Origin of the sequence: Microbacterium arborescens, from assembly GCF_049707515.1 — a bacterium.
Classification (GTDB): domain Bacteria; phylum Actinomycetota; class Actinomycetes; order Actinomycetales; family Microbacteriaceae; genus Microbacterium; species Microbacterium arborescens_B.
Genome location: NZ_JBNAFI010000006.1, coordinates 33,234 through 54,720 on the forward strand (window position 1 = coordinate 33,234; position 21,487 = coordinate 54,720).

The 21,487-nt window shown below is 70.8% G+C and carries 22 protein-coding genes and 3 tRNA genes; 8 read left to right on the forward strand and 17 right to left on the reverse strand.

Features of this window, described 5'->3' with window-relative positions; all coding sequences use genetic code 11:
• Nucleotides 1-39: 39 nt before the first annotated feature.
• The 12 genes from ACPYN5_RS12220 to tilS all read right to left on the reverse strand — a co-directional run bounded on the left by ACPYN5_RS12220 (nucleotide 40) and on the right by tilS (nucleotide 10,287).
• Nucleotides 40-678 (reverse strand): formylglycine-generating enzyme family protein, encoded by a 639-nt coding sequence (locus ACPYN5_RS12220; RefSeq protein ID WP_424449265.1) that lies wholly within the window; start codon nucleotides 676-678, stop codon nucleotides 40-42.
• Nucleotides 675-1,379, reverse strand: a complete 705-nt coding sequence (locus tag ACPYN5_RS12225) for a DUF2520 domain-containing protein (RefSeq protein ID WP_424449266.1) — start codon at nucleotides 1,377-1,379, stop codon at nucleotides 675-677. Before ACPYN5_RS12225 ends, ACPYN5_RS12220 begins: the two co-directional genes overlap by 4 nt.
• Complete coding sequence (locus tag ACPYN5_RS12230; protein ID WP_424449267.1) at nucleotides 1,376-3,259, reverse strand: PH domain-containing protein; 1,884 nt, start codon at nucleotides 3,257-3,259, stop codon at nucleotides 1,376-1,378. Before ACPYN5_RS12230 ends, ACPYN5_RS12225 begins: the two co-directional genes overlap by 4 nt.
• The gene (locus ACPYN5_RS12235) at nucleotides 3,256-3,861 is read right to left on the reverse strand and encodes a PH domain-containing protein (protein WP_424449268.1); all 606 of its coding nucleotides are present in this window, start codon (nucleotides 3,859-3,861) and stop codon (nucleotides 3,256-3,258) included. The genes ACPYN5_RS12230 and ACPYN5_RS12235 overlap by 4 nt, the downstream gene beginning before the upstream one ends.
• Nucleotides 3,809-4,297 (reverse strand): DUF3180 domain-containing protein, encoded by a 489-nt coding sequence (locus ACPYN5_RS12240; protein ID WP_424449269.1) that lies wholly within the window; start codon nucleotides 4,295-4,297, stop codon nucleotides 3,809-3,811. The genes ACPYN5_RS12235 and ACPYN5_RS12240 overlap by 53 nt, the downstream gene beginning before the upstream one ends.
• Complete coding sequence (folK, locus tag ACPYN5_RS12245) at nucleotides 4,294-4,842, reverse strand: 2-amino-4-hydroxy-6-hydroxymethyldihydropteridine diphosphokinase (RefSeq protein ID WP_424449270.1); 549 nt, start codon at nucleotides 4,840-4,842, stop codon at nucleotides 4,294-4,296. Before folK ends, ACPYN5_RS12240 begins: the two co-directional genes overlap by 4 nt.
• Nucleotides 4,839-5,207 carry a dihydroneopterin aldolase gene (gene folB / locus ACPYN5_RS12250; RefSeq protein ID WP_424449271.1) on the reverse strand — a complete coding sequence of 123 codons (369 nt, stop codon included), beginning with the start codon at nucleotides 5,205-5,207 and terminating at the stop codon, nucleotides 4,839-4,841. Before folB ends, folK begins: the two co-directional genes overlap by 4 nt.
• Nucleotides 5,204-6,016 carry a dihydropteroate synthase gene (gene folP / locus ACPYN5_RS12255; protein WP_424449272.1) on the reverse strand — a complete coding sequence of 271 codons (813 nt, stop codon included), beginning with the start codon at nucleotides 6,014-6,016 and terminating at the stop codon, nucleotides 5,204-5,206. The genes folB and folP overlap by 4 nt, the downstream gene beginning before the upstream one ends.
• On the reverse strand, nucleotides 6,013-6,603 hold the full coding sequence (gene folE, locus ACPYN5_RS12260; RefSeq protein ID WP_424449273.1) for a GTP cyclohydrolase I: 591 nt from the start codon (nucleotides 6,601-6,603) through the stop codon (nucleotides 6,013-6,015). Before folE ends, folP begins: the two co-directional genes overlap by 4 nt.
• A gap of 9 nt (nucleotides 6,604-6,612) precedes the next feature.
• On the reverse strand, nucleotides 6,613-8,628 hold the full coding sequence (ftsH, locus tag ACPYN5_RS12265; protein WP_424449274.1) for an ATP-dependent zinc metalloprotease FtsH: 2,016 nt from the start codon (nucleotides 8,626-8,628) through the stop codon (nucleotides 6,613-6,615).
• A 96-nt stretch (nucleotides 8,629-8,724) separates the two neighbouring features.
• On the reverse strand, nucleotides 8,725-9,276 hold the full coding sequence (gene hpt / locus ACPYN5_RS12270) for a hypoxanthine phosphoribosyltransferase (protein WP_091501810.1): 552 nt from the start codon (nucleotides 9,274-9,276) through the stop codon (nucleotides 8,725-8,727).
• A gap of 9 nt (nucleotides 9,277-9,285) precedes the next feature.
• Complete coding sequence (tilS, locus tag ACPYN5_RS12275; RefSeq protein ID WP_424449275.1) at nucleotides 9,286-10,287, reverse strand: tRNA lysidine(34) synthetase TilS; 1,002 nt, start codon at nucleotides 10,285-10,287, stop codon at nucleotides 9,286-9,288.
• 104 nt (nucleotides 10,288-10,391) lie between these two features.
• Here tilS and ACPYN5_RS12280 point away from each other — a divergent pair, with 104 nt between their 5' ends.
• A complete protein-coding gene (locus tag ACPYN5_RS12280; RefSeq protein ID WP_424449276.1) occupies nucleotides 10,392-10,925 on the forward strand; it encodes an inorganic diphosphatase in 534 nt (177 codons plus the stop codon).
• A 97-nt stretch (nucleotides 10,926-11,022) separates the two neighbouring features.
• Here the strand turns inward: ACPYN5_RS12280 and ACPYN5_RS12285 are convergent, their stop codons facing one another.
• Entirely contained in the window at nucleotides 11,023-12,477 is a 1,455-nt protein-coding gene (locus ACPYN5_RS12285) for a peptidoglycan DD-metalloendopeptidase family protein (protein ID WP_424449277.1), read from the reverse strand.
• A 228-nt stretch (nucleotides 12,478-12,705) separates the two neighbouring features.
• Here ACPYN5_RS12285 and ACPYN5_RS12290 point away from each other — a divergent pair.
• The 3 genes from ACPYN5_RS12290 (at nucleotide 12,706) to ACPYN5_RS12300 (ending at nucleotide 13,016) form a co-directional block, all read left to right on the forward strand.
• A tRNA-Glu gene (locus tag ACPYN5_RS12290) sits at nucleotides 12,706-12,778 on the forward strand.
• A 21-nt stretch (nucleotides 12,779-12,799) separates the two neighbouring features.
• A tRNA-Asp gene (locus ACPYN5_RS12295) sits at nucleotides 12,800-12,873 on the forward strand.
• Nucleotides 12,874-12,943: 70 nt separating this feature from the next.
• A tRNA-Phe gene (locus ACPYN5_RS12300) sits at nucleotides 12,944-13,016 on the forward strand.
• 242 nt (nucleotides 13,017-13,258) lie between these two features.
• Here the strand turns inward: ACPYN5_RS12300 and ACPYN5_RS12305 are convergent.
• From ACPYN5_RS12305 to ACPYN5_RS12315, 3 genes are all read right to left on the reverse strand, one after another.
• Nucleotides 13,259-13,396: a hypothetical protein gene (locus ACPYN5_RS12305; RefSeq protein ID WP_424449278.1), complete on the reverse strand. Its 138-nt coding sequence runs from the start codon at nucleotides 13,394-13,396 to the stop codon at nucleotides 13,259-13,261.
• 360 nt (nucleotides 13,397-13,756) lie between these two features.
• A complete protein-coding gene (locus tag ACPYN5_RS12310) occupies nucleotides 13,757-14,125 on the reverse strand; it encodes a hypothetical protein (protein WP_424449279.1) in 369 nt (122 codons plus the stop codon).
• A gap of 159 nt (nucleotides 14,126-14,284) precedes the next feature.
• Nucleotides 14,285-15,169, reverse strand: coding sequence for a DUF72 domain-containing protein (locus tag ACPYN5_RS12315; protein WP_424449280.1), 885 nt, complete (start codon nucleotides 15,167-15,169; stop codon nucleotides 14,285-14,287).
• Nucleotides 15,170-15,293: 124 nt separating this feature from the next.
• Between ACPYN5_RS12315 and ACPYN5_RS12320 the strand changes: the two genes are divergently transcribed.
• The 4 genes from ACPYN5_RS12320 to ACPYN5_RS12335 all read left to right on the forward strand — a co-directional run bounded on the left by ACPYN5_RS12320 (nucleotide 15,294) and on the right by ACPYN5_RS12335 (nucleotide 19,927).
• Nucleotides 15,294-16,466 carry a polysaccharide deacetylase family protein gene (locus tag ACPYN5_RS12320; protein ID WP_424449281.1) on the forward strand — a complete coding sequence of 391 codons (1,173 nt, stop codon included), beginning with the start codon at nucleotides 15,294-15,296 and terminating at the stop codon, nucleotides 16,464-16,466.
• Between the two features lie 95 nt (nucleotides 16,467-16,561).
• Nucleotides 16,562-17,689, forward strand: a complete 1,128-nt coding sequence (locus ACPYN5_RS12325; protein WP_424449282.1) for a glycosyltransferase — start codon at nucleotides 16,562-16,564, stop codon at nucleotides 17,687-17,689.
• A gap of 19 nt (nucleotides 17,690-17,708) precedes the next feature.
• Nucleotides 17,709-17,969, forward strand: a complete 261-nt coding sequence (locus tag ACPYN5_RS12330) for a glutaredoxin family protein (RefSeq protein ID WP_424449283.1) — start codon at nucleotides 17,709-17,711, stop codon at nucleotides 17,967-17,969.
• Nucleotides 17,970-18,316: 347 nt separating this feature from the next.
• On the forward strand, nucleotides 18,317-19,927 hold the full coding sequence (locus ACPYN5_RS12335) for a DEAD/DEAH box helicase (RefSeq protein ID WP_424449284.1): 1,611 nt from the start codon (nucleotides 18,317-18,319) through the stop codon (nucleotides 19,925-19,927).
• Between the two features lie 426 nt (nucleotides 19,928-20,353).
• On the opposite strand, the gene ACPYN5_RS12340 is transcribed toward ACPYN5_RS12335, so the two are convergent.
• Nucleotides 20,354-21,475 carry an adenosine deaminase family protein gene (locus ACPYN5_RS12340; RefSeq protein ID WP_424449285.1) on the reverse strand — a complete coding sequence of 374 codons (1,122 nt, stop codon included), beginning with the start codon at nucleotides 21,473-21,475 and terminating at the stop codon, nucleotides 20,354-20,356.
• Nucleotides 21,476-21,487: the final 12 nt, after the last annotated feature.

Here is a 21,487-nt window from a genome sequence, read left to right on the forward strand (position 1 = left end):
GTGCACCCGACGCGCCGCCGGCGGTGCCGATCCGTCCGGCTACGCGACAGGTCCGCGGGCGACGCGCAGGCCGACGTCGTCGTGCCGGCTGTCGGGACGGGCCCCGCGGCGCGTTCCGGCGCGCACCGATCCGGGCGCGTCGGCGAACCCCCCGCCGCGGAACACCCGGTCGCGTGATCCGGTGTCGGGCGCGAACAGATCCCAGCACCACTCCGAGACGTTGCCGAGCGTGTCGAAGAGGCCGAAGAGGTTGGGATGCCGACCCCCGACCGGCTGCGGCGACGAGAGGTTGTCGGCCGCCGTCCAGGCGATCTCGGCGAGCGGTCCGTACTGCGCAGCCCCCGAGCCCGCGCGACACGCGTACTCCCACTCCAGCTCGGTCGGCAGCCGGTACCCGTCGGAGTCGTCGTACCAGCGGACCTCGTCGCCATCGACGGCGTAGGCGGCATCGAGCCCCTCCCACTCCGACAGCGCGTTGCAGAAGCGCACCGCCCGCAGCCACGACACCGCCACGGCCGGACGACGCGGGTGCACAGCCGTGACCCCGAGCACCTCGCCGAGCTGTTCTTCCGTGACCGGGTACACGCCGATCTCGAACGCCGCCACGCGCGGACCGCGACGCGCCCCCGGAACGGGCAGCTCGCCCGCCGGGATGCGGGCGAGTTCGACGTCGCTCACAGCAGCTCGTCGTCGGGGGCGGCGCCGCGACCCGCGGCCGTCAGCGCACGCTCGACCGTCGAGTGCACGAGCGTCGAGAGGAAGCGGCCGGGCGCCGGCACACCGGCATCCTCGAGCAGCGCGGCCGACTGCTGCACGATCGACGCCGCGAACTGCGTCGCCGTCGCGATCGCCTCGCCGTAGGCCGGTCGGTCGGAGTCGGCGACCACGACGGGCTCGCAGCCGAGCTCGACCGCGAGCGCCTGTCCGATCGGCAGAACGGCGGCCGGTGCCGTCACGGCGGCGTACGCGCCCGCGAGCTGACGCAGGTCGAGGGTCGAGCCGGTGAAGGCGATGGCGGGGTGAACGGCGAGCGGGATTGCTCCGCGCGCGGCCGCCGGCGCGAGGACGTCAAGGCCGTGCCCCGGGTCGGTGTGCAGCACGAGCTGACCGACCTGCCACGCGCCGAGCTCGGCGAGACCGGAGACGAGAGGCCCGAGCTCGTCGTGGGGCACGGCGATCACGACGAGCTCGCTCCGACGCACGACCTCGTCGGCATCGAGCACCGGCACCCCGGGGATCACCGCATCGACACGCTCGCGGTCCGACCCCGCGGTGACCCCGGTGAGCGCGTGACCGGCGCCCGCGAGGGCCGCCCCGATCACGGGCCCCACGCGGCCCGCGCCGATGATGCCGACACCCAGGCGCGAACTCGCCGTCACCGCTCCTCCTCCGCGCCGTTCCGCTCGCGCAGCTCACGCCGCTCGCGCAGTTCACGTCGCCCGCCGGGCGCGGGCTGCTCGCCGCCCACCGCCGGCGTAGCGGGCTGCTCGGCGCCCACGGCCGCCGTCGCGGGCTGCTCCGCCGAGGACGCGTCATCCGTGTCCTGCGGCTGGGCGGCGGGAACGGCTGCCGGGGGAACGTACGGCGGCGGCGGAACGACGTCCGCCTCGCCCCAGCGATGCGAGTGATCGGATGCCGCGGCGGCGACGGCCCCGAGGCTCACGGCGTCGAGCAGGGCGACGACGTCGTCGCGCTCGATGCCGACGATCGTCGCCGTGACGGGTCCGGGCACGGTGTGCGCTCGCGCACGCGCCACCGTCTGCAGCCGCTCGACCGGGCCCTGCGAGATGCCGACGCCCTGCAGGCGCGCTAACGGCACCAGCGTGAGCTTGCGCCAGATCCGGCCGCGGCGCAGCAGCAGCGAATGGTCGGTGACGACGTAGCCGTGACGCCGCCATGACAGCGGCCGGCGCCACCGGGCGCGGCGGGCCATGGTGCGGTAGGGGTCGCCGGGGACGGGCCCGAGCACGCCGTGCTCCCACACGAGCGGACGGTCGGCCGCGGGCGCATCGGGGAGCACGAGGTCGAGGACGCGCTCGACGTCGGCGCGCGTGCCCACCGGCAGCACGGTGTTGAACATCTGGCCCTGTGCCGACGCCTGCTGCGCCACGCTCTGGCCCGACATCCGGTTGATCTTCACCGTCCACCAACCGAACGGCCGCCAGAGGATCGACTGCGACACCTCGACGGCGTGGATGCGGCCCGGGGGCAAGGTCTCGGTGACGGTGGTGAACAGGCCGAAGGTGATGCGCACCCCGTCGGGGGTCGGGGCGATCGAGTACCGCAGCGACTTCGAGATCTGCGCCCAGACGATCGCGACCGTCGACAGGACGAGCGGCGCGCCGACGCCGACGGTCGCCCCGAGCAGGATCAGCCAACCGCCGTCCGACGCGTTGCGCGCGGCGATCGGCGACATGACGGCGGCGAACACGGCGACCAGGAGGAGGAACACGACCAGCCAGACGATCCCGCCGATCACCTGCGAGCCGATCAGGCGGCCGTTGGGGATCTTCACGACGCTCTCGGGAACGACGTCCTCGTGATCGACGCCCTCGACGAGTCCGGTCAGCCCCTCGCCGACGACGCCGCCGACGCGCGCCGCCAGCGGCACCGGCGAACCGTCCCGCCCGAGTCCCGCCCCGGTCCGTTCGGCCCCGCCGCGGCGCGCAGCGCGCGCTCCCGAAGCGAGACGCAGGATGTCGGCGCGCACCTGCTCGGCACGCTTGGTCGACAGGTACTCCAGGGGAACGTTCGCGTCGGTGCCTGCTCCCACGACCTCCAGCTTGGCCATGCCGGCGAGTCGTGCCGGGAACGGGCGGATGAGGTTGACGCCCTGCACGCGATCGAGCGGGGCACGGCGGTGGGAGCGGAAGACGATGCCCTTGCGGACCTCGACGTGCTCGCCCGTGATGCGGAACTGCTGGAAGCGCCACACGAGCCAGAACGCCGCGATCAGCAGCAGCACGACGCCCGCCACGATCGCGAGGATCAGGAGGATCAGCTCGTTCGTCGTGATCCAGTCGATCAGGTCGCCCTCGCCCGAGAGGTCGACGCGCGCGCCTTCCGGCGTGAACAACGCGACCACCCACTGCGTCAGCCGGTCGCGCATGTTCGAGATGACGATGCCGGCGATGATGACCAGGGCGAGCCCGCCGCGGAAAAGCGGGGTGAGGGGATGCAGCCGGTGCCATTCGCCGTCGGCGAGCGACGACGAGCCGCCCTCGGCCGGCAGCGCGACCCCGCGCGTCGGGCTGCTCACAGTCCCGTCCGCCGGTCCTCGGCGACCTCGATCAAGGTGTCGCGGAGCGCCTCGGCGGCGTCCTGCGTGAGCCCCGGGATCTCGACGCCCGTCGTGGCGGCCGCGGTGACGAGCTTGAGCTTGGCGATGCCGAAGCCGCGGTCCAGCGGACCGTGGGTGATGTCGACGAGCTGCATGCGCCCGTAGGGCACCGCGACCATCCGCTGCCAGAGGATGCCCTTGCGGAAGACGATGTCGTCGGCGCGCAGCTGGTAGCCGATCGCGCGGACCTGTCGCGGCAGGATGACGATCATCGCGATCTCGAGAGCCACCACCGCCCCGGCGACGAAGAAGAGCCAGGTCTGATCGAAGACCACGGCGAGCACGATCGCGGCCGCAGCCACGATGACGGTCGTGGTGATGTCGGTGATGAGCTGCACCGTGAGGTACTTGCGCGAGATCTGGTGCCAGTCGCCGTCGAGGGCGAGGCGCCCGGCGCTGCGCGGCTCGCGGATGCGGTCGTAGGTGCCCGCGTCGAGGGCGTCGTCCACGGCTCCCGGCTGTGGCGCGTCAGTGGTGGGAGGGAGTGGCGTCGGGCTCGGGTGGTCCGGGCTGGTCGTCATCGTCGTCCTTCCGAATGGTGCAGAGCTGCTCTGCGATCACTCCGGCCGCCACGAGCACGACGGCTCCGACGATCGCGGCGACGACCGCTCCCGATGAGCCTACTGACGGCGGGACGGGCCGTGTGAGAAGGAAGAGGAGCAGGCCGACGCCGATACCGCCGACGAACGCCCCGACGATGCTCGACGCCTTGGCGAGCATCGCGATGCGCACGGCACGGAAGGGGTCGACCCGTGGCGCCTGCCCCTGCGTCGCACGCCGGATCGGCAGGGCGAGGGCGACGACCGAGACGGCCAGCAGGACGAACAGCACCGGCAGCATGATCGACGGGGAGAACGTCGCGCGCCCCGCGGCGGTGAGCGCCTGATCGATGACGAAGCCCGCCGCGATGCCGAGCACCGCGGCGACGACGAGGGTCACCGGGGATGTGCGTCTCACGCCGGGCTCCCGCGCAGAGCGGCGAGCAGCCCATCGACGCGACCGCGTCCGGGGAGGATCGCATCGGGGTCGACCGCCAGCCAGGGCACCAGCACGAAGTCGCGCTCGGCCGCGCGCGGATGCGGCAGCACGAGCGTCGGAGTGTCGCAGACGACGTCACCGTGAGCGATGAGGTCGAGGTCGAGCGTGCGGTCCTGCCACCGCGGTTGCGCCGCCGTGCGCGGGGGCCGGCCGTGGCGTTCCTCGATTGCGTGCAGGTAGCCCAGCAGCACGCTGGGCGCCAGGCGCGTCTCGATGACCGCGACCGTGTTGAGGTATGCGGGCGCGGCGGCATCCGGCCCGTCGAGGGTCAGCGCGACCGTCTCGATCGGGTCGGCGGCGCGCACGAGCCGGGTCAGCGGCAAGCCGTCGAGCTCGGCGATCGCCCGCGCCACCGTGTCGGCGCGATCGCCGAGATTGGCACCGACCGCGACGACGGCGCGCTGCGCATCATGCCGACCCGCGGCGGCGGGCTGCGGCGACTCCTGGGCGAGGCGGCGACTCATCGGTTCTCCCGTCGGCGGGTGAGGGTCACGCTGACATCGCCGAAGGGCACCGTGATGGGCGCCTGCGGCTTGTGTACCGTGACGGAGACGGCATCCACCCGGTCGAACGCGAGGGCCGCCCGCACGACGCGGTCGGCGACGGTCTCGAGGAGATCGGCCGGTGTCCCCGACAGGATCGCCGCGACCTTCTCGGCGAGTTCGCCGTAGTGCACGGTGTCGGCGACGTCGTCGCTCGCCGCCGCATCCGCCAACGACAGCTCGAGCTCGACGTCGGCGATGAACTCCTGTCCCTCGCGTCGTTCGTGCTCGTAGACGCCGTGATACCCGACGGCGCGGATGCCGCGCAACGTGATGCGATCGCTCATGAGGCCTCCCGCCATCGCGAGCGTACGGCCAGTGCGTCGCGCGTCGTCCCGACGTCGTGCACCCGCACGCCCCACGCGCCCGCGTCGGCGGCGAGCACGCTCGTGACCGCGGTCGCGAGGTCGTGCCGCTCGGCGTCGGGCCGGTCAGGGCCCGAGCCCTCGCCGACGGCCTCGCGCAAGAAGCCCTTGCGGCTCGTCCCCACCAGCACGCGCTTGCCGAGCCCCACGACGCGATCGAGGTGATGCAGCACGGTCCAGTTCTGATCGCCGCGCTTGCCGAACCCGATGCCGGGGTCGAGGATGACGCGCGAGGGTGCGATCCCGGCCGTCGCCGCCGCCGAGACCCGCTCCTGCAGCTCCGCGACGACCTCGCCGACGAGGTCGGTGTACCGCGCGGTGGCGTACATGTCGGCCGAATGCCCGCGCCAGTGCCCGATGACGATGTCGGCGTCGGAGCCGGCGACCGCGGCGAACATCTCGGGGTCCGCGAGACCGCCCGAGACGTCGTTGACGATCCGCGCCCCCGCGGCGACCGCGGCGGCGGCGGTGGCCGCGTTCATCGTGTCGATGCTCACGACGATGCCCCGCGCCGACAGAGCCTCGACCACCGGGATGACGCGGCCCTGCTCGATCTCGGGGTCGACCCGATCGGCGCCCGGCCGGGTCGACTCACCGCCGACGTCGACGATGTGCGCGCCGGCGCGGCGGAGTGCCTCGGCGTGTCCGACGGCGACGGCGACGTCGAGGTAGCGTCCGCCGTCGCTGAACGAGTCGGGCGTGACGTTGAGGATGCCCATGATCGTCGTCATGCCGCGCCGCCCGCGATCAGGGCGATCAGCTCGGCCCGCGCGACCGGCTCGGTGTAGACGCCACGGGCGGCGACCGTGACGGTCGTGGCATCCGCCTGCCGTCCGCCGCGCATCGTCACGCACTCGTGTGCGGCATCCAGTACGACGAGCACGCCCCGCGCGTCGAGCGCGCCGGCGATCGTGTCGGCGATCTGCTCACCCAGCCGTTCCTGCACCTGCGGTCGCGCCGCGAGGGTGTCGACGACCCGTGGGAGCGCGCCGAGCCCGACCACCTGCTCCCCCGGCAGATACGCGATGTGCGCATGACCGGCGAAGGGCAGCAGGTGGTGCTCGCAGAACGAGCGGAACCGGATGCCGCGGACCATCACCGCGCCGGACGGGAGCGTATCGGGAGCCGGCCCCCGCGCGACCGAGATCGTGTGCGCGAGCGGTTCGGCGGGGTCGGCGCCCACTCCCGCGAAGAACTCGGCGTACGCGTCGGCGACCCGCTGCGGGGTCTGCTTGAGCCCGGGGCGGTCGGGGTCTTCCCCGATCGCCTCGAGCAGGTCGCGCACGAGGGACGCGACGCGTTCCCGATCGACGGCCACGCCCCGACCCTACGCGGTCGCGGGTCGCGCCTGCCCCGAGGGGCGGCGCTGCGGCGCGCGCTCGGCGGCGGTCTGCGCCTCGGTCTCGGCGGCGGTGGATGCCGCCAGCCCCGCCTCTTCGCGACGCTTCGGAACGTCGATCGGGGGCAGGCTCGACACCGGGCGGCCCTGGCTCGAGAGCCACTGCGGGCGCGGCGGGAGCTTCCTGATGTCCTTGAAGATCTCGGCGAGCTGCAGGTGGTCGAGAGTCTCCTCCTCGAGCAGCGCGAGCGCGAGCCTGTCGAGCACGTCGCGGTTGGCGTTGATGACCTCGTACGCCTCGTTGTGAGCCTGCTCGATCAGCAGTCGCACCTCGGCGTCGACGCGTTCGGCGATGCGCTCGGAGAAGTCGCGGCCGTGACCCATGTCGCGCCCCATGAACACCTCGCCCGACGAGGAACCGAGCTTGACGGGACCGACCTCGGTCGTCATCCCGTACTCGGTGACCATCTTGCGCGCGATGCCCGTGGCCTTCTCGATGTCGTTCGAGGCGCCGGTCGTCGGGTCGTGGAAGACGACCTCTTCGGCGACCCGGCCGCCCATCGCGTACGTGAGCTGGTCCTGCAGCTCGTTGCGGGTCACGGAGTACTTGTCTTCGAGCGGCAGCACCATCGTGTAGCCGAGCGCCTTGCCGCGCGGCAGGATCGTGACCTTCGTGACCGGGTCGGAGTGGTTCATCGCCGCCGCGGCGAGGGCGTGGCCGCCCTCGTGGTACGCCGTGATGAGCTTCTCCTTGTCCTTCATGACGCGCGTGCGACGCTGAGGACCCGCGATGACGCGGTCGATCGCCTCGTCGAGGGCGCGCATGTCGATCAGCTGCGCGTTCGAGCGCGCGGTCAGGAGGGCGGCCTCGTTCAGGACGTTTGCGAGGTCGGCGCCCGTGAAGCCGGGGGTCTTGCGCGCGATGACGGCGAGGTCGACCGAGGGCGAGAGCGGCTTGCCGCGTCCGTGCACCTCGAGGATCTTCTGACGACCCTTCAGGTCGGGGGCGTCCACGCCGATCTGACGGTCGAAGCGGCCCGGCCGCAGCAGCGCCGGGTCGAGGATGTCGGGACGGTTGGTCGCCGCGATGACGAGCACCGAGACCTTCGGGTCGAAGCCGTCCATCTCGACGAGCATCTGGTTCAGCGTCTGCTCGCGCTCGTCGTGACCGCCGCCCATGCCGGCGCCGCGGTGGCGGCCGACGGCGTCGATCTCGTCGATGAAGATGATCGCAGGAGCGTTCTCCTTCGCCTCCTTGAAGAGGTCGCGCACGCGGCTCGCGCCGACGCCCACGAACATCTCGACGAAGTCGGAACCCGAGATCGAGTAGAAGGGCACGCCCGCCTCGCCCGCGACGGCGCGCGCGAGGAGCGTCTTACCCGTTCCGGGAGGGCCGTACAGCAGCACGCCCTTCGGGATGCGGGCGCCGACGGCCTGGAACTTCGTCGGGTCCTTCAGGAAGTCCTTGATCTCCTGCATCTCTTCGATGGCCTCGTCCGAGCCGGCGACGTCGCCGAAGGTGACCGTCGGGGTCTCCTTCGTGACGAGCTTGGCCTTGGACTTGCCGAACTGCATGACGCGGCTTCCGCCGCCCTGCGCACTCGACATGAGGAACCAGAAGAGCAGGCCCAGCAGCACGAGCGGCAGCATGAGCGAGAGGAAGCCGTCGAACCAGGTCGCACGCGGCACGACGTCGTTGAAGCCCTCCGACGGGTTCGCGGCGTTGACGGCCGAGACGACCTCGTCGGCGCGGGCGGAGGTGTAGTAGAACTGCACCTGCGTCGAGCCCTCGAAGGCGTCGGAGAGGGTCAGGTCCACGCGCTGATCGCCGTCCGTGGTCTGCACCTTCGTGACGGTGTCGCCCCGGAGCAGCTCGAATCCCTGCTGGGTCGTGATCTGCTTCGCGCCGGTGAGGCTGGAGATCAGCATGAAGCCGATCAGCAGCAGCGCGCCGATGAGCAACACGTACATCAGCGGGTTGCGCGTGACTTTCTTGACGTCCATGGTGCGATCAGGCTACCCCGCGGCGACTATGCGAGCTCTGTGCGTTCGTTTTGGGCGTACCGGGAGCAGACGCCGGCCGAACCCGCCTGCGAGAGCTCAGCTGTAGACGTGCGGCGCGAGGATCGCGACATCCCGCAGGTTGCGGTACTTCTCGGCGTAGTCGAGTCCGTACCCGACGACGAAGTCGTTGGGGATGTCGAAGCCGACGTAGCGGCAGTCGATCTCGACCTTCGCCGCCTCGGGCTTGCGCAGCAGGGCCAGCACTTCGAGCGACTCCGCGCCGCGCGACTGGAAGTTCTCGAGCAGCCAGCTGAGGGTCAGGCCCGAGTCGATGATGTCCTCGACGATGAGCACGTGCTTGCCGTGGAGGTCGGCGTCGAGGTCCTTCCGGATCTGCACGACACCGCTCGACTTCGTGCTCGCGCCGTACGACGACACGGCCATCCAGTCCATCGTGATGTCGCGCTTGAGGGCGCGGGCGAAGTCGGCCATGACCATCACGGCGCCCTTCAGGACGCCGACGAGGATGAGCTCCTTGCCCTCGTAATCGGCCTCGACCCGGGCGGCGAGCTCGACGAGCTTGGCCTGGATCTCCTCCTCGGTGACGAGGACGTCGGTGAGCTGATCGGCGATCTCGGCGGCACGCATGCGACGAGTTTAGGCGCCGCCCACACTCGCCGAGAACTCCACCAGTGCGCCGACGCGGCGGGCACGGCATCCGGGCAGGTCGATCGGTCCCTGACCGGTGTAGTCGGTGACGAGCCGGGCGACCTCGAGCGTCTGGATGCGCGAGAGGCTTTCGTGGAACTCGCTCTGCACCACGTGACGGATGATGCGGTGGCGCAGCGCCGGCGGATTGGCCGCGAGCGCGGCCACCGAGATCGCGATGCCCGCTTCGGCCGGCTCGACGATGTCCTCGATCGTCTCGGCGATCATGTCATCGAACGCCTCGGCGTCTTCGCGGAGCTGTTCGGCGGTGCGCGCGAGCGCCTCGGCGACACCGGGCCCGAGTTCGGCTTCGAGAAGCGGCAGCACCCGCTCGCGCACGCGGACCCGGCGGTAGCGGTCGTCGCGGTTGTGCGGATCGCGCCAGGGCGCGAGACCTGCGGCGGCGCAGGCGGCGGCGGTCGTGACGCGCCGCACGCCCAGCAGCGGCCGCAGCCAGCGCGTGCCCGAGTCCTCGTCGGTGCGATCGGCGGCCATGCCGGCGAGGCTCGTCGCACCCGCGCCGCGCGCGAGTCCCAGGAGGACGGTCTCGGCCTGGTCGTCGAGCGTGTGGCCGAGGAGGACCGCGGCGGCGTTCGCGTCGCGCGCGGCATCCCGGAGCACGCCGTATCGCGCATCGCGGGCGGCGGCTTCCGGGCCGCCCTCGGTGCCGACCTCCACCCGGACGACGAGCGGATCGAGGCCGAGGCCGGCGGCGGCGCGCGCGGCGGCCAGGGCGACCTCGTCGGAGCCCGGTTGCAGGCCGTGATCGACCGTGACCGCTGCCGCGCGGAAGCCGAGCTTCGGCGCCTCGAACGCCGTCGCCGCGGCGAGGGCGAGCGAGTCGGCGCCGCCCGACAGGGCGACGACGACGGTGCTCCCGGCGGGAAGCGCCGACAGCGACGCACGCACGGCGCGACGGACCTCGGCGATGGCGGGGTTGAGCGACGGCACGCCCCTACGGTATCCGTGCCCGTGCGTTCGTCGTATAGGGCACGGCGGGCGCCGCCAGTAGGCTGGTCGGCGGCATCCCGCCGTCATATCGAAGGAGCACACGTATGGGCGCGTACGACGCCGTCATCGAGATCCCCCGCGGCAGCCGCGTGAAGTATGAAGTCGACCACGGCACCGGCCGGGTCTTCCTCGACCGCGTGCTGTTCACGCCGATGGGATACCCCAGCAACTACGGCTTCTTCGAGAACACCCTCGGCGAAGACGGCGACCCGCTCGACGTGCTGGTGCTGCTCGACCGCGACCTCTACCCGGGCGTCCTCGCGAAGGTCCGCCCCGTCGCGGTGCTGAAGATGAGCGACGAGGCCGGCGGCGACGACAAGGTCGTCGCGGTCCTGGCGAAGGACCCGCGCTGGGCGCACATCCAGGACGTCGGCGACATCGACGACTGGACCAAGAACGAGATCGGCCACTTCTTCGAGCACTACAAGGACCTCGAGCCCAACAAGTGGGTCAAGGTCGACGAGTGGGCCGGAGCAGCGGAGGCCGAGCGTCTCGTCTCCGAGGCGTTCGAGCGCTTCGAGGAGCACGAGGGTCAGACCAAGACCCAGGGTGAGGGCGAAGCGCCCAACTCGCTCTGAGTCTCACGAGAACGCGAAGAGGGGCGGATGCTGCGGCATCCGCCCCTCTTCCGTCGTTCCGGACTCCGCGCGGTGAGCGCGGCGCGCACGGCCGGTCTCAGACCGAGATGCCCCGGTTGCGCAGGAACGGCGCCGGGTCGATGCGCACACCGCCCTGGTAGATCTCGAAGTGCAGGTGGCAGCCCTGCGAGATGCCGGTGTTGCCGGCGTAGGCGATGACCTGTCCGGCCGACACGCGCTGGCCGTAGCCGACGTTGTATCCGCCGCGCTGAATGTGCGCGTAGCCCGAGATGATGCCGCCGCCGTGGTCGATCTTGATGTAGTTGCCCCAGTCGCCGGTGTAGGCAGCGTGGACGACGGTTCCCGATGCCGCGGCGTAGATGGGAGCGCTGCAGCCGCCCGCGAAGTCGATGCCGCGGTGACCGGAGGTGCAGGAGCCGTTCGAACAGATCGTGCCGCGGTTGCCGAACCAGGAGCTGACGTAGCCGGGGCCGGGGCGCACCCAGCCGGAGGGCTGAACCTGTCCGGCGCCGCCGCCGGGGTTGCCCGCGGGGGTTCCGCCGCCGCCGCCACCGCCACCACCGCCGCCACCGCCGCCGTTGTTGGCTGCAGCTGCAGCGGCCGCTGCCGCGGCGGCCTCCTGACGGCGGCGCTCTTCTTCGGCCGCCCGGCGGGCTGCTTCCTCGCGCTCGCGCTGCTTGCGGGCCTCCTCGCGGCGGCGCTCCTCCTCGACGCCTGCCTGGTAGCCGGCGACCGTGGCCGCCGTCTCGTCCTTGAGGGCGGCGAGCTGAGCCTGGAGCGTCGCCATGTTGGCGGTCTGCTCCTCGAGCGCGGCCTGCGCTACGGCGGCGGCCTCCTGCGCGGCGGCGAGCTTCTGCTCGGCCTCCTTCTGGAGGCGGTCGCGCTCATCGCGCGCCACGCCCGCCTGGTCGCTCAGGCTCTGCGCGGTCTCACGTGCGGCCACGGCATCCGTGTAGACGTCGCGGTTCGCCTGCAGGAGCTTGTCCATCGTGCCCAGGCGTGCCAGCAGATCGTCGGCGTTCGCGGCCGAGTCGGAGAAGAACAGCTTGAGGCTCGTGTCGTCGCCACCGTTGCGGTAGAGCTGGGCGGCGAGCTTGCCGGCGCGGCGAGCGGCTTCCAGCGCGGCCGCCGACTGCGCGTCGGCCTGCTCCTGGAGCGAGATGGCGCGGTAGGCCGCATCCTCGAAGTCGGCCTGCGCCTTCGCGTACTCGGCGCCCAGGCGCTCGGCCTCGGCCTGCTTGTACGCCACGTCGGCCGTGAGGTCGGCGATCAGCTTCTCGATGCGGGCGATCTCGCCGGCCTTCGCGGCTTCGTTGCCCTTCGCGCGCTGCACGTCGTCCCACGACGGGTACCCCTCGATACCGAAGGCCGAGGGGATGCCGGGTGCGAGGAACGCCGTCGCGGCCACGAAGCTGACGGCGCCGAGACCGAGTGCGCCGCGGCGCGAGATCAGCTGGGAGAGCTTCTTGCTCTCTGCGGGCGTCGGGGCGCAACCGCAGTCTTCCGGGGAGTCGAGGCTCTCGTATCGCACGCGGGTGATCCTCCATATCGCGTGAGCAACTTCGTTCACAGTAGCAACACACGTCACATCGCCGGAAGCGCCGGAACCGGCGCCCGGCGCGCGCGAACCCGGCCATTGTGACCCGGAGACACGCCCGGCGGACGGACGCCACGCCCCCGATTCGCACATCCGAGGGGAATCGCATATGCTTGTCCCTCGGTAAGCGTGAACGTTTGACTCCCGGGTCTGGGTTCGCTCGGCCCCATCGTTTAGCGGCCTAGGACGCCGCCCTTTCACGGCGGTAGCACGGGTTCGAATCCCGTTGGGGTCACTCCCACAACTTAATAAGCATGGCCCTGTAGCGCAGTTGGTTAGCGTGCCGCCCTGTCACGGCGGAGGTCGCGGGTTCAAGTCCCGTCAGGGTCGCTCTCAAGCGACGGGCCCTTTGGTTTCCAGAGGGCCCTTCGTCTAAGACGTGGCATCTTTGACGCCATGCGGCTCTGTAGCTCAGTTGGTAGAGCGCACGACTGAAAATCGTGAGGTCACGGGATCGACGCCCGTCGGAGCCACACGGACCGTCGTTACAACGGTCCCAGAAACCCTCGCCTAGCTTCTACATGGCGGGGGTTTTGCTTTGCCCTGGTGAGGGCTAGATTCCGAGTCGCTGCCAGCGCCAACTCCGGGCCGGACGATTTTCGGGTAGATCGTAAGTACAGGGGATGCACGCCTGGAGGAAGCGCTTCCCGTCGAGCGCGGAGCGCCTCACCCGCTGGTTCGAGTTCATCCCGGGCGACCCCGAGCGCTCGACCCATCACGTCGGCTCGGTGACCCGGACGAGTCCGCAGTTGAGGCACGACCACGCCACGAGGAACGCCTCGTCGTCGAGGATCTCGAATCGCAGCGGATCACCGCACGTTGGGCAGACCCACGGAGCCGGCTGCGCAGTCACTCACTGGCCCGTTCGCTCACACGCCGATCCTAGAGCGGCACGTGGCGGCTCCGCTGACTCGCTACGCGACCAAGCTCAGGCTCGGCCGAGCTTTCTTGCCAACTTGTGACGCCTCCGGTGTAGACGAGCGAACCTCAATCCATGCTTCGCCTGCATCTTCCCCAACTCGTCCAATCGAGGTAGACCGCGGGTCATCAACGCCTCGTTGATCACCGGCGGATCTTCGCCTCCAAGCTCCTCGATCAGAGAATTGGCTTGTCGAAAGACCTCAGATGAAAGCGGGCTATCCGCTATATCGCGGAGCACACGATCAAGTTCTCGTTCTCGCTCGGATCGGGTCTTTCTGAACATTCGGTCACCTCACTTCATGGCAAGACAGGCAACGATCGCGCGCGCCAGCCCCGCGCTGACGGCACCCGGGCTTACCGATGAAACGATACGGATGATCTCAGGACCTTTCAGCCCCAATCCAGTCAGGCACTTGACAACGAGGAAGGGTAGCGCCCGCGGCACTACTTCCCTGTCTTCGGCAGCGCCCTCGGGAGCCGCGACCTTCACGACAGCCGCAACCGAAACGACCTCGTTCGGCGATGCCTCACGGGCACTGGCGCCAACCGAAACCGTCTCAAGCGTCGAAGAAGCATAAGCAGCCGCCGGCGAGAAGCTGCCGAACGCCGTCGCGACGACGAGCCCGACAACCAACCCACTCCGCCCATGGTGTCTTTTCATATGGCAACGGTAACTGGGCCCAGAACCGTCTGCAAGTATGGGACATCGAATTCGGCCGTATTGGTGCCACCAATGACAGGTTTCGACCCCTAGAACCGGGTCCGCGATATCTTCGCGAAATTCTCTGGCAGTCGCGAATTCACACGTTGACCCGATCGGTCACCCGCCGAGCATAAACGCCGCATCGCACCGCTGGGCCAGCGCGACCGCATCGTGCGGGGCCCGGCCGCGAGCATCGTTGTCGAAGTACACCCAGACGTCGCGGGGACGACCGTCGGATGCCGCCGAGCCGTCGGCCCACCCGCGGATGCGGTCGGCCCAGCCGTCGAGCTCCGCGTCGGTGTACCCGCTGGCGTACAGATCGGTCGCGCCGTGCAGCCGCACATAGACATGACCCGCGGTCGCGACCTCCTCGAACCGCGGGAACCGCCCCGCCGTGTCGGCCACCACGAGAGCCGTGTCGTGCTCACGGAGCATCGCGACCGCGGCATCCGCCCCGAACCCGGCCGACCTCGGCTCGAGGGCGTGCCGGATCGGCCGGTCCTCCTCGATCTCGAGCCAAGCCCGGCCGTCGAGGCGCTCGTCGTGCCGTTCGGCGAGCGCGAGAGCCTCCCCCGTCGTCCGCGGCAGGAGCGCGAGGAACTCCTCGAGCACCGCGGCGTCGAACCCCTCGCGCTCGGGCAGCTGCCAGAGCACCGGCCCGAGCTGCCCCCCGAGGGCGAGCACGCCCGACGCGAAGAAGTTCGCCAGCGCGGTCTCGACACCGCGCAGCCGCAGCATGTGCGTGACGTATCGCGAGCCCTTCACCGCGAAGACGAACGACTCGGGCACCTCGCTCCGCCACCGCTGATAGCTCGATGGACGCTGCAATGAGTAGAACGAGCCGTTCAGCTCGGCGGTCGACATCCGCTCCCCCACGTAGGCGAGCTCGCGTCGCTGCGCGAGTCCCGTGGGATAGAAGTCTCCGCGCCATCCGGCGTACCGCCACCCCGAGATGCCGACGCGTACGCGGCCCGGCTCTGATGCTGCAGAATCAGCGCTCATAGGTCGGCAGTGTGCGCCGCTCGGCACCGCGAGCGGAAGGGGGTTGCCCGCTGGCGCGGCGGACCCGCATAAGCCCGCCCCCTAGGATTCGAGCGACGCACCGGGCACCAGCAGGGGAGAAACGATGGCCGCAACGCGACGCTCGAACGCGCGCCGACAGCGAACGCGACGGGTGGTCGGCATCGGCATCGGCGCCTCGCTCGCCGGCGTCACTCTCGTCGCCGCCGTCGCCGGCTGGTTCGCCGTCGCCGCGCTCCGGGGTGACGGCGCCGGAATCGAGCAGATGTCCGCCCCGACGACCCCGGCGCCGGACGAGACGCCGACGCCGACGTCGACGTCGACGCCGCTGTCACCGGCCGAGCAGCTGATCGCCGACGCGAACGATCCCCGCGCCTGCGCGGTGTCGTTCACCGGCGACGGCATCGACATCGCCCCCGTGCTCGAGAGGCAGGGGGAGCCCTACGCCGCGCTTCCGATCCCGACTCGCGACGGCCAGGTGTTCGCCGGCTGGTACGACACCGCCGAGGATGCCGCCGCCCGGTCGATCCCAGGTCGCCTGAACGGCGCGGATGCCGTCGCCTGCGACGCCCAGCAGCGCACGGTGCACGCGGCATGGATGTCGCCCGCCGACAACGCCGCCGCCGAGACCCGCATCCCGATCCTCATGTACCACCAGTTCACGACCAAGCCCGAGGGCGAATCGGGCTGGCTGCGCGGAAACTACGCCTTCGTCGGCGACTGGGAGGCGCACCTGGGCTACATCTCGGAGCAGCAGTTCTATCTGCCGACCTGGCCCGAGCTGAGCGCCTTCATCGACGGGGCGCTGTACCTGCCGGATCACTCCGTCGTCATCACCGACGACGACGCCGATCCCTCGTGGCTCGAGCTCGCGGTGCCACTGGTCGAGAAGTACCGGGTGATGACCACATCCTTCGTCATCACGGTCAACGGCCCGGGCCCCGAGCTGACGCCGCACGTCGTGAAGCGCTCGCACACGCACGACATGCACTCGGCCGGCGCGAACGGCGAGGGCCGCATCGTCAACTGGACGCACGACGAGATCGTCACCGACCTCGAGACCTCTGCGAGCGTGCTCGGCGGGGCTAAGGAAGTGATCGCCTACCCCTTCGGCCACTACGACGAGGCCGCGAAGACGGCGGTCGCCGACGCGGGCTTCGTGATGGCTCGCACCATCGAGCCCGGCTACGTCTCCATCGGCACCGACAAATTGGCGCTTCCGGTGGTGCGCGTCGACTACGGCATGACCGTGGATGACATCAAGAAGGCCATCGGGTGAACCTCAGGCGATATTCCTAGAGTCAACCGCTTGTCCCCTCAACAATCCTCAGTACTGTGTGAATTCCCCCGTCGACTTCCACCTGCGAGTGACACATGGATCTGACGATCGTCGTCCCGACCTTCAACGAAGGTCCGAACGTCGCCGAGCTGCTGCGGCGCATCGGCGACGCGGTCGACGACCGGATGATCGAGGTCGTCTTCGTCGACGACTCCACCGACGACACCCCCGCCATCATCGAGCGGGCTGCGGCCACCGCCGACTTCCCGGTGCGGCTGATCCACCGCGACGACCCGGTGGCGGGACTCGGCGGGGCCGTCGTCGAAGGCCTCCGGGCGGCGACCTCGTCGTGGTGCCTCGTGATGGACGGCGATCTGCAGCATCCCCCCGAGGACATCCCCCGACTGCTGGCGCGCGCCGACCGCGGCGACGTCGATGTCGTCGTGGCCTCGCGCTACACCGACGGCGGCGACTCCAAGGGCCTCGCCGACGCCACGCGCACGACCGTCTCGCGCGCGTCGACCCTGCTGACCAAGGCGATGTTCCCGCGCAAGCTCGGCGAATGCAGCGACCCGATGACCGGGTTCTTCCTCGTCGACCGCGACATGATCGACGTCGACGCCCTGCGTCCGCGGGGATTCAAGATCCTGCTCGAGATCCTCGCCCGCCGCCACATGCGGGTCGCCGAGGTGCCGTTCGCCTTCGCCCCCCGGTATGCCGGCGCGTCGAAGGCGACCTTCACGCAGGGCATCCGGTTCCTCACGCAGCTGCTGATGCTGCGCTTCGGTCGGATGTCGGCCTTCGCGCTCGTGGGCGGCGTGGGCGCCATCGCCAACCTCGTGATCATGTGGGGGCTCATCCGCCTCGGCATGGACTACCTGCCGGCATCCATCATCGCGAGCGAGATCACGATCATCGGCAACTTCGTGCTGCTGGAGTACCTCGTCTTCTCCGACATGCGCTCGGAATCGGGCAGCATGACGCAGCGGTTCCTCAAGTCGTTCTCGTTCAACAACGCCGAGGCGATCATCCGGATCCCGGTGCTGTGGGTGCTCGTCGAGAACGCGCACATCCCGAGCGTCATCGCTGCCGGGCTGACACTGATCGCGGCGTTCGTCGTGCGATTCGTCTTCCACGCCCTCGTCGTCTACGCCCCCAAGAAGCAGCGCGTCGCGCCGGTGCTCGAGGCGGCCCCCGAACGCGCCCGCGCCGTCGAGTACTGAGCGGACGTACGCTGGAGGCATGACCGCTTCCACCGACACCATCACGATGTTCGGCGCCGACTGGTGCCGCGACTGCCGCCGCACCAAGGCGCAGCTCGACGGGCTCGGCGTCGCGTACACCTACATCGACCTCGACGCCGAGCCGGCCGCCGCCGACGTCGCACGCGAGATCTCGGGCCGCACCCAGATCCCCGTCGTGGTCTACCCCGACGCGACCCACCACGTCGAGCCCAGCAACGACGACGTGGCCTCGAAGCTCCGCGAGCTCGCGCTCATCTGACGTTCTCCGGGCGATCCGCGCGGTGTGCCTGTGCGCCCGTGCGCGGATGCAAGGGATCCGAGGCGACACCCCGTGACGGATGCCGTTCGGCCGGGGTGTCGGGGCAGATCCCTTGCATCGCGGCACCGGGCGGTCCGGGGCGCGAGGCCCTCGGACGGGCGGGATGACCGACCCTGATAGACTGAGGGTTCCTGCGGCGCACTCGTGCCGCACGCGTCGTAGAACGCCTTCCGCCCCACCGGGTCACGACCGGCATCCCGCGGACACTTTCGTACGGCGACCCCGCATGCGCACCCGCATCCGGGCCACCGATCAGGGCGCCGACGTGCGCCCGGAGAAACGCTCCCATGACTGACACCACTTTCCGCACGCTCGGCGTGCCCGCTCCTCTCGTCGAGGCCCTCGCGAAGGACGGCAAGACCACCGCCTTCCCGATCCAGGTCGACACCCTGCCCGACACCCTCGCCGGGCGCGACGTGCTCGGCCGCGGCAAGACCGGCTCGGGTAAGACCCTCGCCTTCTCGATCCCGATGGCCGCGCGCCTCGGCGGCGAGCTGGCCGGCGGCAGCCGCCGCGCCGCCCGCATCCTGGGCCTCGTCCTCGCCCCGACCCGTGAGCTCGCAACGCAGATCAACGCGACGCTCGAGCCCCTCGCTGCCGCCTACGGCATGAAGACGACCACCATCTTCGGCGGCGTCAACCAGAACCGTCAGGTGCAGGCGCTGAACGCCGGCGTCGACATCGTCGTGGCCTGCCCGGGCCGCCTCGAAGACCTGCTGCAGCAGCGCCACCTGACGCTCGACTCGGTCGAGATCACCGTCATCGACGAGGCCGACCACATGGCCGACCTCGGCTTCCTGCCGGCGGTCACCCGCATCCTCGACAAGACGCCCCGCGACGGACAGCGGATGCTGTTCAGCGCCACCCTCGACAACGGCGTGGACAAGCTCGTCAAGCGCTTCCTGCAGAACGAGGTGCTCCACTCGGTCGACGAGGCGCACTCCCCCGTCGCAGCCATGACGCACCACCTGTTCCACCTGGCCGGTGCCGACGAGAAGCGGGATGTCGTCAAGGCGCTCGCCTCGGGAATGGGCCGGCGCATCCTCTTCACCCGCACCAAGCACGCCGCGAAGAAGCTCGCCAAGCAGCTGACCTCGCAGGGCATCCCCTCCGTCGACCTGCACGGCAACCTGTCGCAGCCGCAGCGTGACCGCAACCTCGCGGCGTTCTCGTCGGGCACCGCGAAGGTGCTCGTCGCTACCGACGTCGCCGCTCGCGGCGTTCACGTCGACGATGTCGAGCTCGTCGTGCACGTCGACCCGCCCATGGAGCACAAGGCGTACCTGCACCGCTCGGGCCGCACCGCCCGTGCCGGCGCCGAGGGCGCGGTCGTCACGCTCGTGATGCCGGGCCAGGAGCGCGACGTCAAGGACCTGCTCCGCAAGGCCGCCATCGCGGTCACCCCGCAGCAGGTCACGGCCGACTCTCCCCAGGTCGCCGCCCTCGTCGGCAAGGTCGCCCCCTACGTCGCACCGGCTCCGGTCGAGGCCGCTCCCCGCGGCACGAGCCAGGGCGCGAACGCCCAGCGCAAGCGCGCCGCGCGCGACTCCCGCGAAGGCGGAGCATCGAATGCCGGTGGACGCTCGAGCGGCGGACGCGGCCGCGGTGCACGCGGTCAGGGCCAGGGCTCGGGCGCAACCGGCGGTCAGGGCGGCCAGGCTGCGCGCTCGGGCGGTCGGGACGACCGGGGTGGCCAGCAGAGCCGCGGCGGACAGCAGTCCTCCCGCGGCGGCCAGGCCACCGACCGCGCACCCCGCGAGGCGCGCGACGCGGCTCCCGCCGGCAACCCGCGCCGCACCGGTCGCCGCGCGTCGTCGACCGGTGCCGTCGGCGGCGGCAAGCTCATGGTCGGCTCGGTCGTCCGCCAGAACAGCGCCGGACGCCGCAGCGGTCGCTGACCGCAGCATCCGCCTGACGCCGGCCTCCGTCACCCCGGCATCCGCGAACGAAAGCCGCCGCAGCCTGCCGTCTCCCGTCACGGGATGACGCAGGCCGCGGCGGCTTTCGTCATGGCACCCGGCACTGCTCGCTGGGGCCTACCACCGAGAGCGCACGCTCGCCGCGAAGACGCACCCTCAATCGTGCGTTCTCGCGGCGACGATGCGTGCTCGGCGCGCATAGAGCGCGAGCGCGTCGATCTCGCGGGGACCTCGCGGGGACCTCGCGGGGACCTCGCGACGCGACGGGGCGCACCGCCCGGCGCGGGCCATACCGGCGAGAACGCACCGCCGCCGCGAAGACGCACCCTCCGGCGAACGTTCTCGCGGCGGCGGTGCGTTCTCGACGCGCGCCGCGCGGCGGCGGCGCGGCGCGGCGCGCGAGCGTCAGACCGAGAGCGAGAACTCGGCGTCGAGGGCGTCGATCTCGCGGGTGACGTCGGCGAGGCGACGGGCACGGTCGTCGGCGGGAAGCCAGGATGCCTCGAACGACGCGATCGCCATGCGGCGGACCTGCTCGTGGGTCGCCCCGATCTGCTCCGAGACGATGCCGTACTCGGCGGCGAGGGTCGTGGGGAACATGCCCGGGTCGTCCGAGCACGGGATGACGTTGAGCCCGGCCTCGAGCATCGCGGCGATCGACGCGCGGCGCCAGGGACGCCACGATCGGCGCGACGTCGTCGAGGCGACGGTGAACGCGACCTGCTCCTCGCGCATCCGCTCGACGACGGCGTCGTCTTCGAGCACGTAGTAGCCGTGGTCGATGCGGTCGCAGCCGAGCAGGTCGAGGCAGGTGATGGTGTTGACGGCGGTCGGCGCGTGCTCCGACGAATGCGCCGTGCGTCCGAGGCCCGCCTCGCCGGCGAGACGGTACGCGTCGGCGAACCGCTCCGGCGGACCGGCGGTCTCGAGGTTGTCGAGGCCGATGCCGGCGACGTAGGGATGCGGGTTGTCGACGACGCGACGGACGACCGCGAGGGCCTCCTCGCCGCTGCGGCTGCGGTCGATGCCCTGGATCATCAGACCCGTCATGCCGAAGTCGCGCTCGGCCATGCGGATGCCTTCGGCGTACGCCTCGACCGCGCCGAGGTAGCCGAGCGACTCGAGATGCGGGGGCAGCGCGTCGAAGAACAGCTCGAGGTGACGCGTGCCGCTCTGCCGGTGCGCGTCTTCGAAGGCCTCGTAGACGATGCGCGTCAGGTCGTCGGCATCCCGAAGCACCTCGACGACCCAGTTCGACACCTGGAAGAGGGAGTACGACACGTCGGGCTCGTCTGCGCCGCGCTGCTGCGGCACGGGGATGCGCGTGTTGCGGTACAGCGCCGGGTCGGGCGGCAGCGAGTTGATGTCGGCGAAGATGCGCTCGGGGTCGGCCGGCAGCTCGAGCGACTCCCGGCGGGCCAGGTCGGCGAACGTGGTCGCCCGCACGGTGCCGATGAGGTGGCAGTGCAGGTCGGCTTTCGGCAGACGCTGGAGGTAGGCGGCGGGGAGGGATGCTGCGGAGGTCATGGTGCCGTTCGT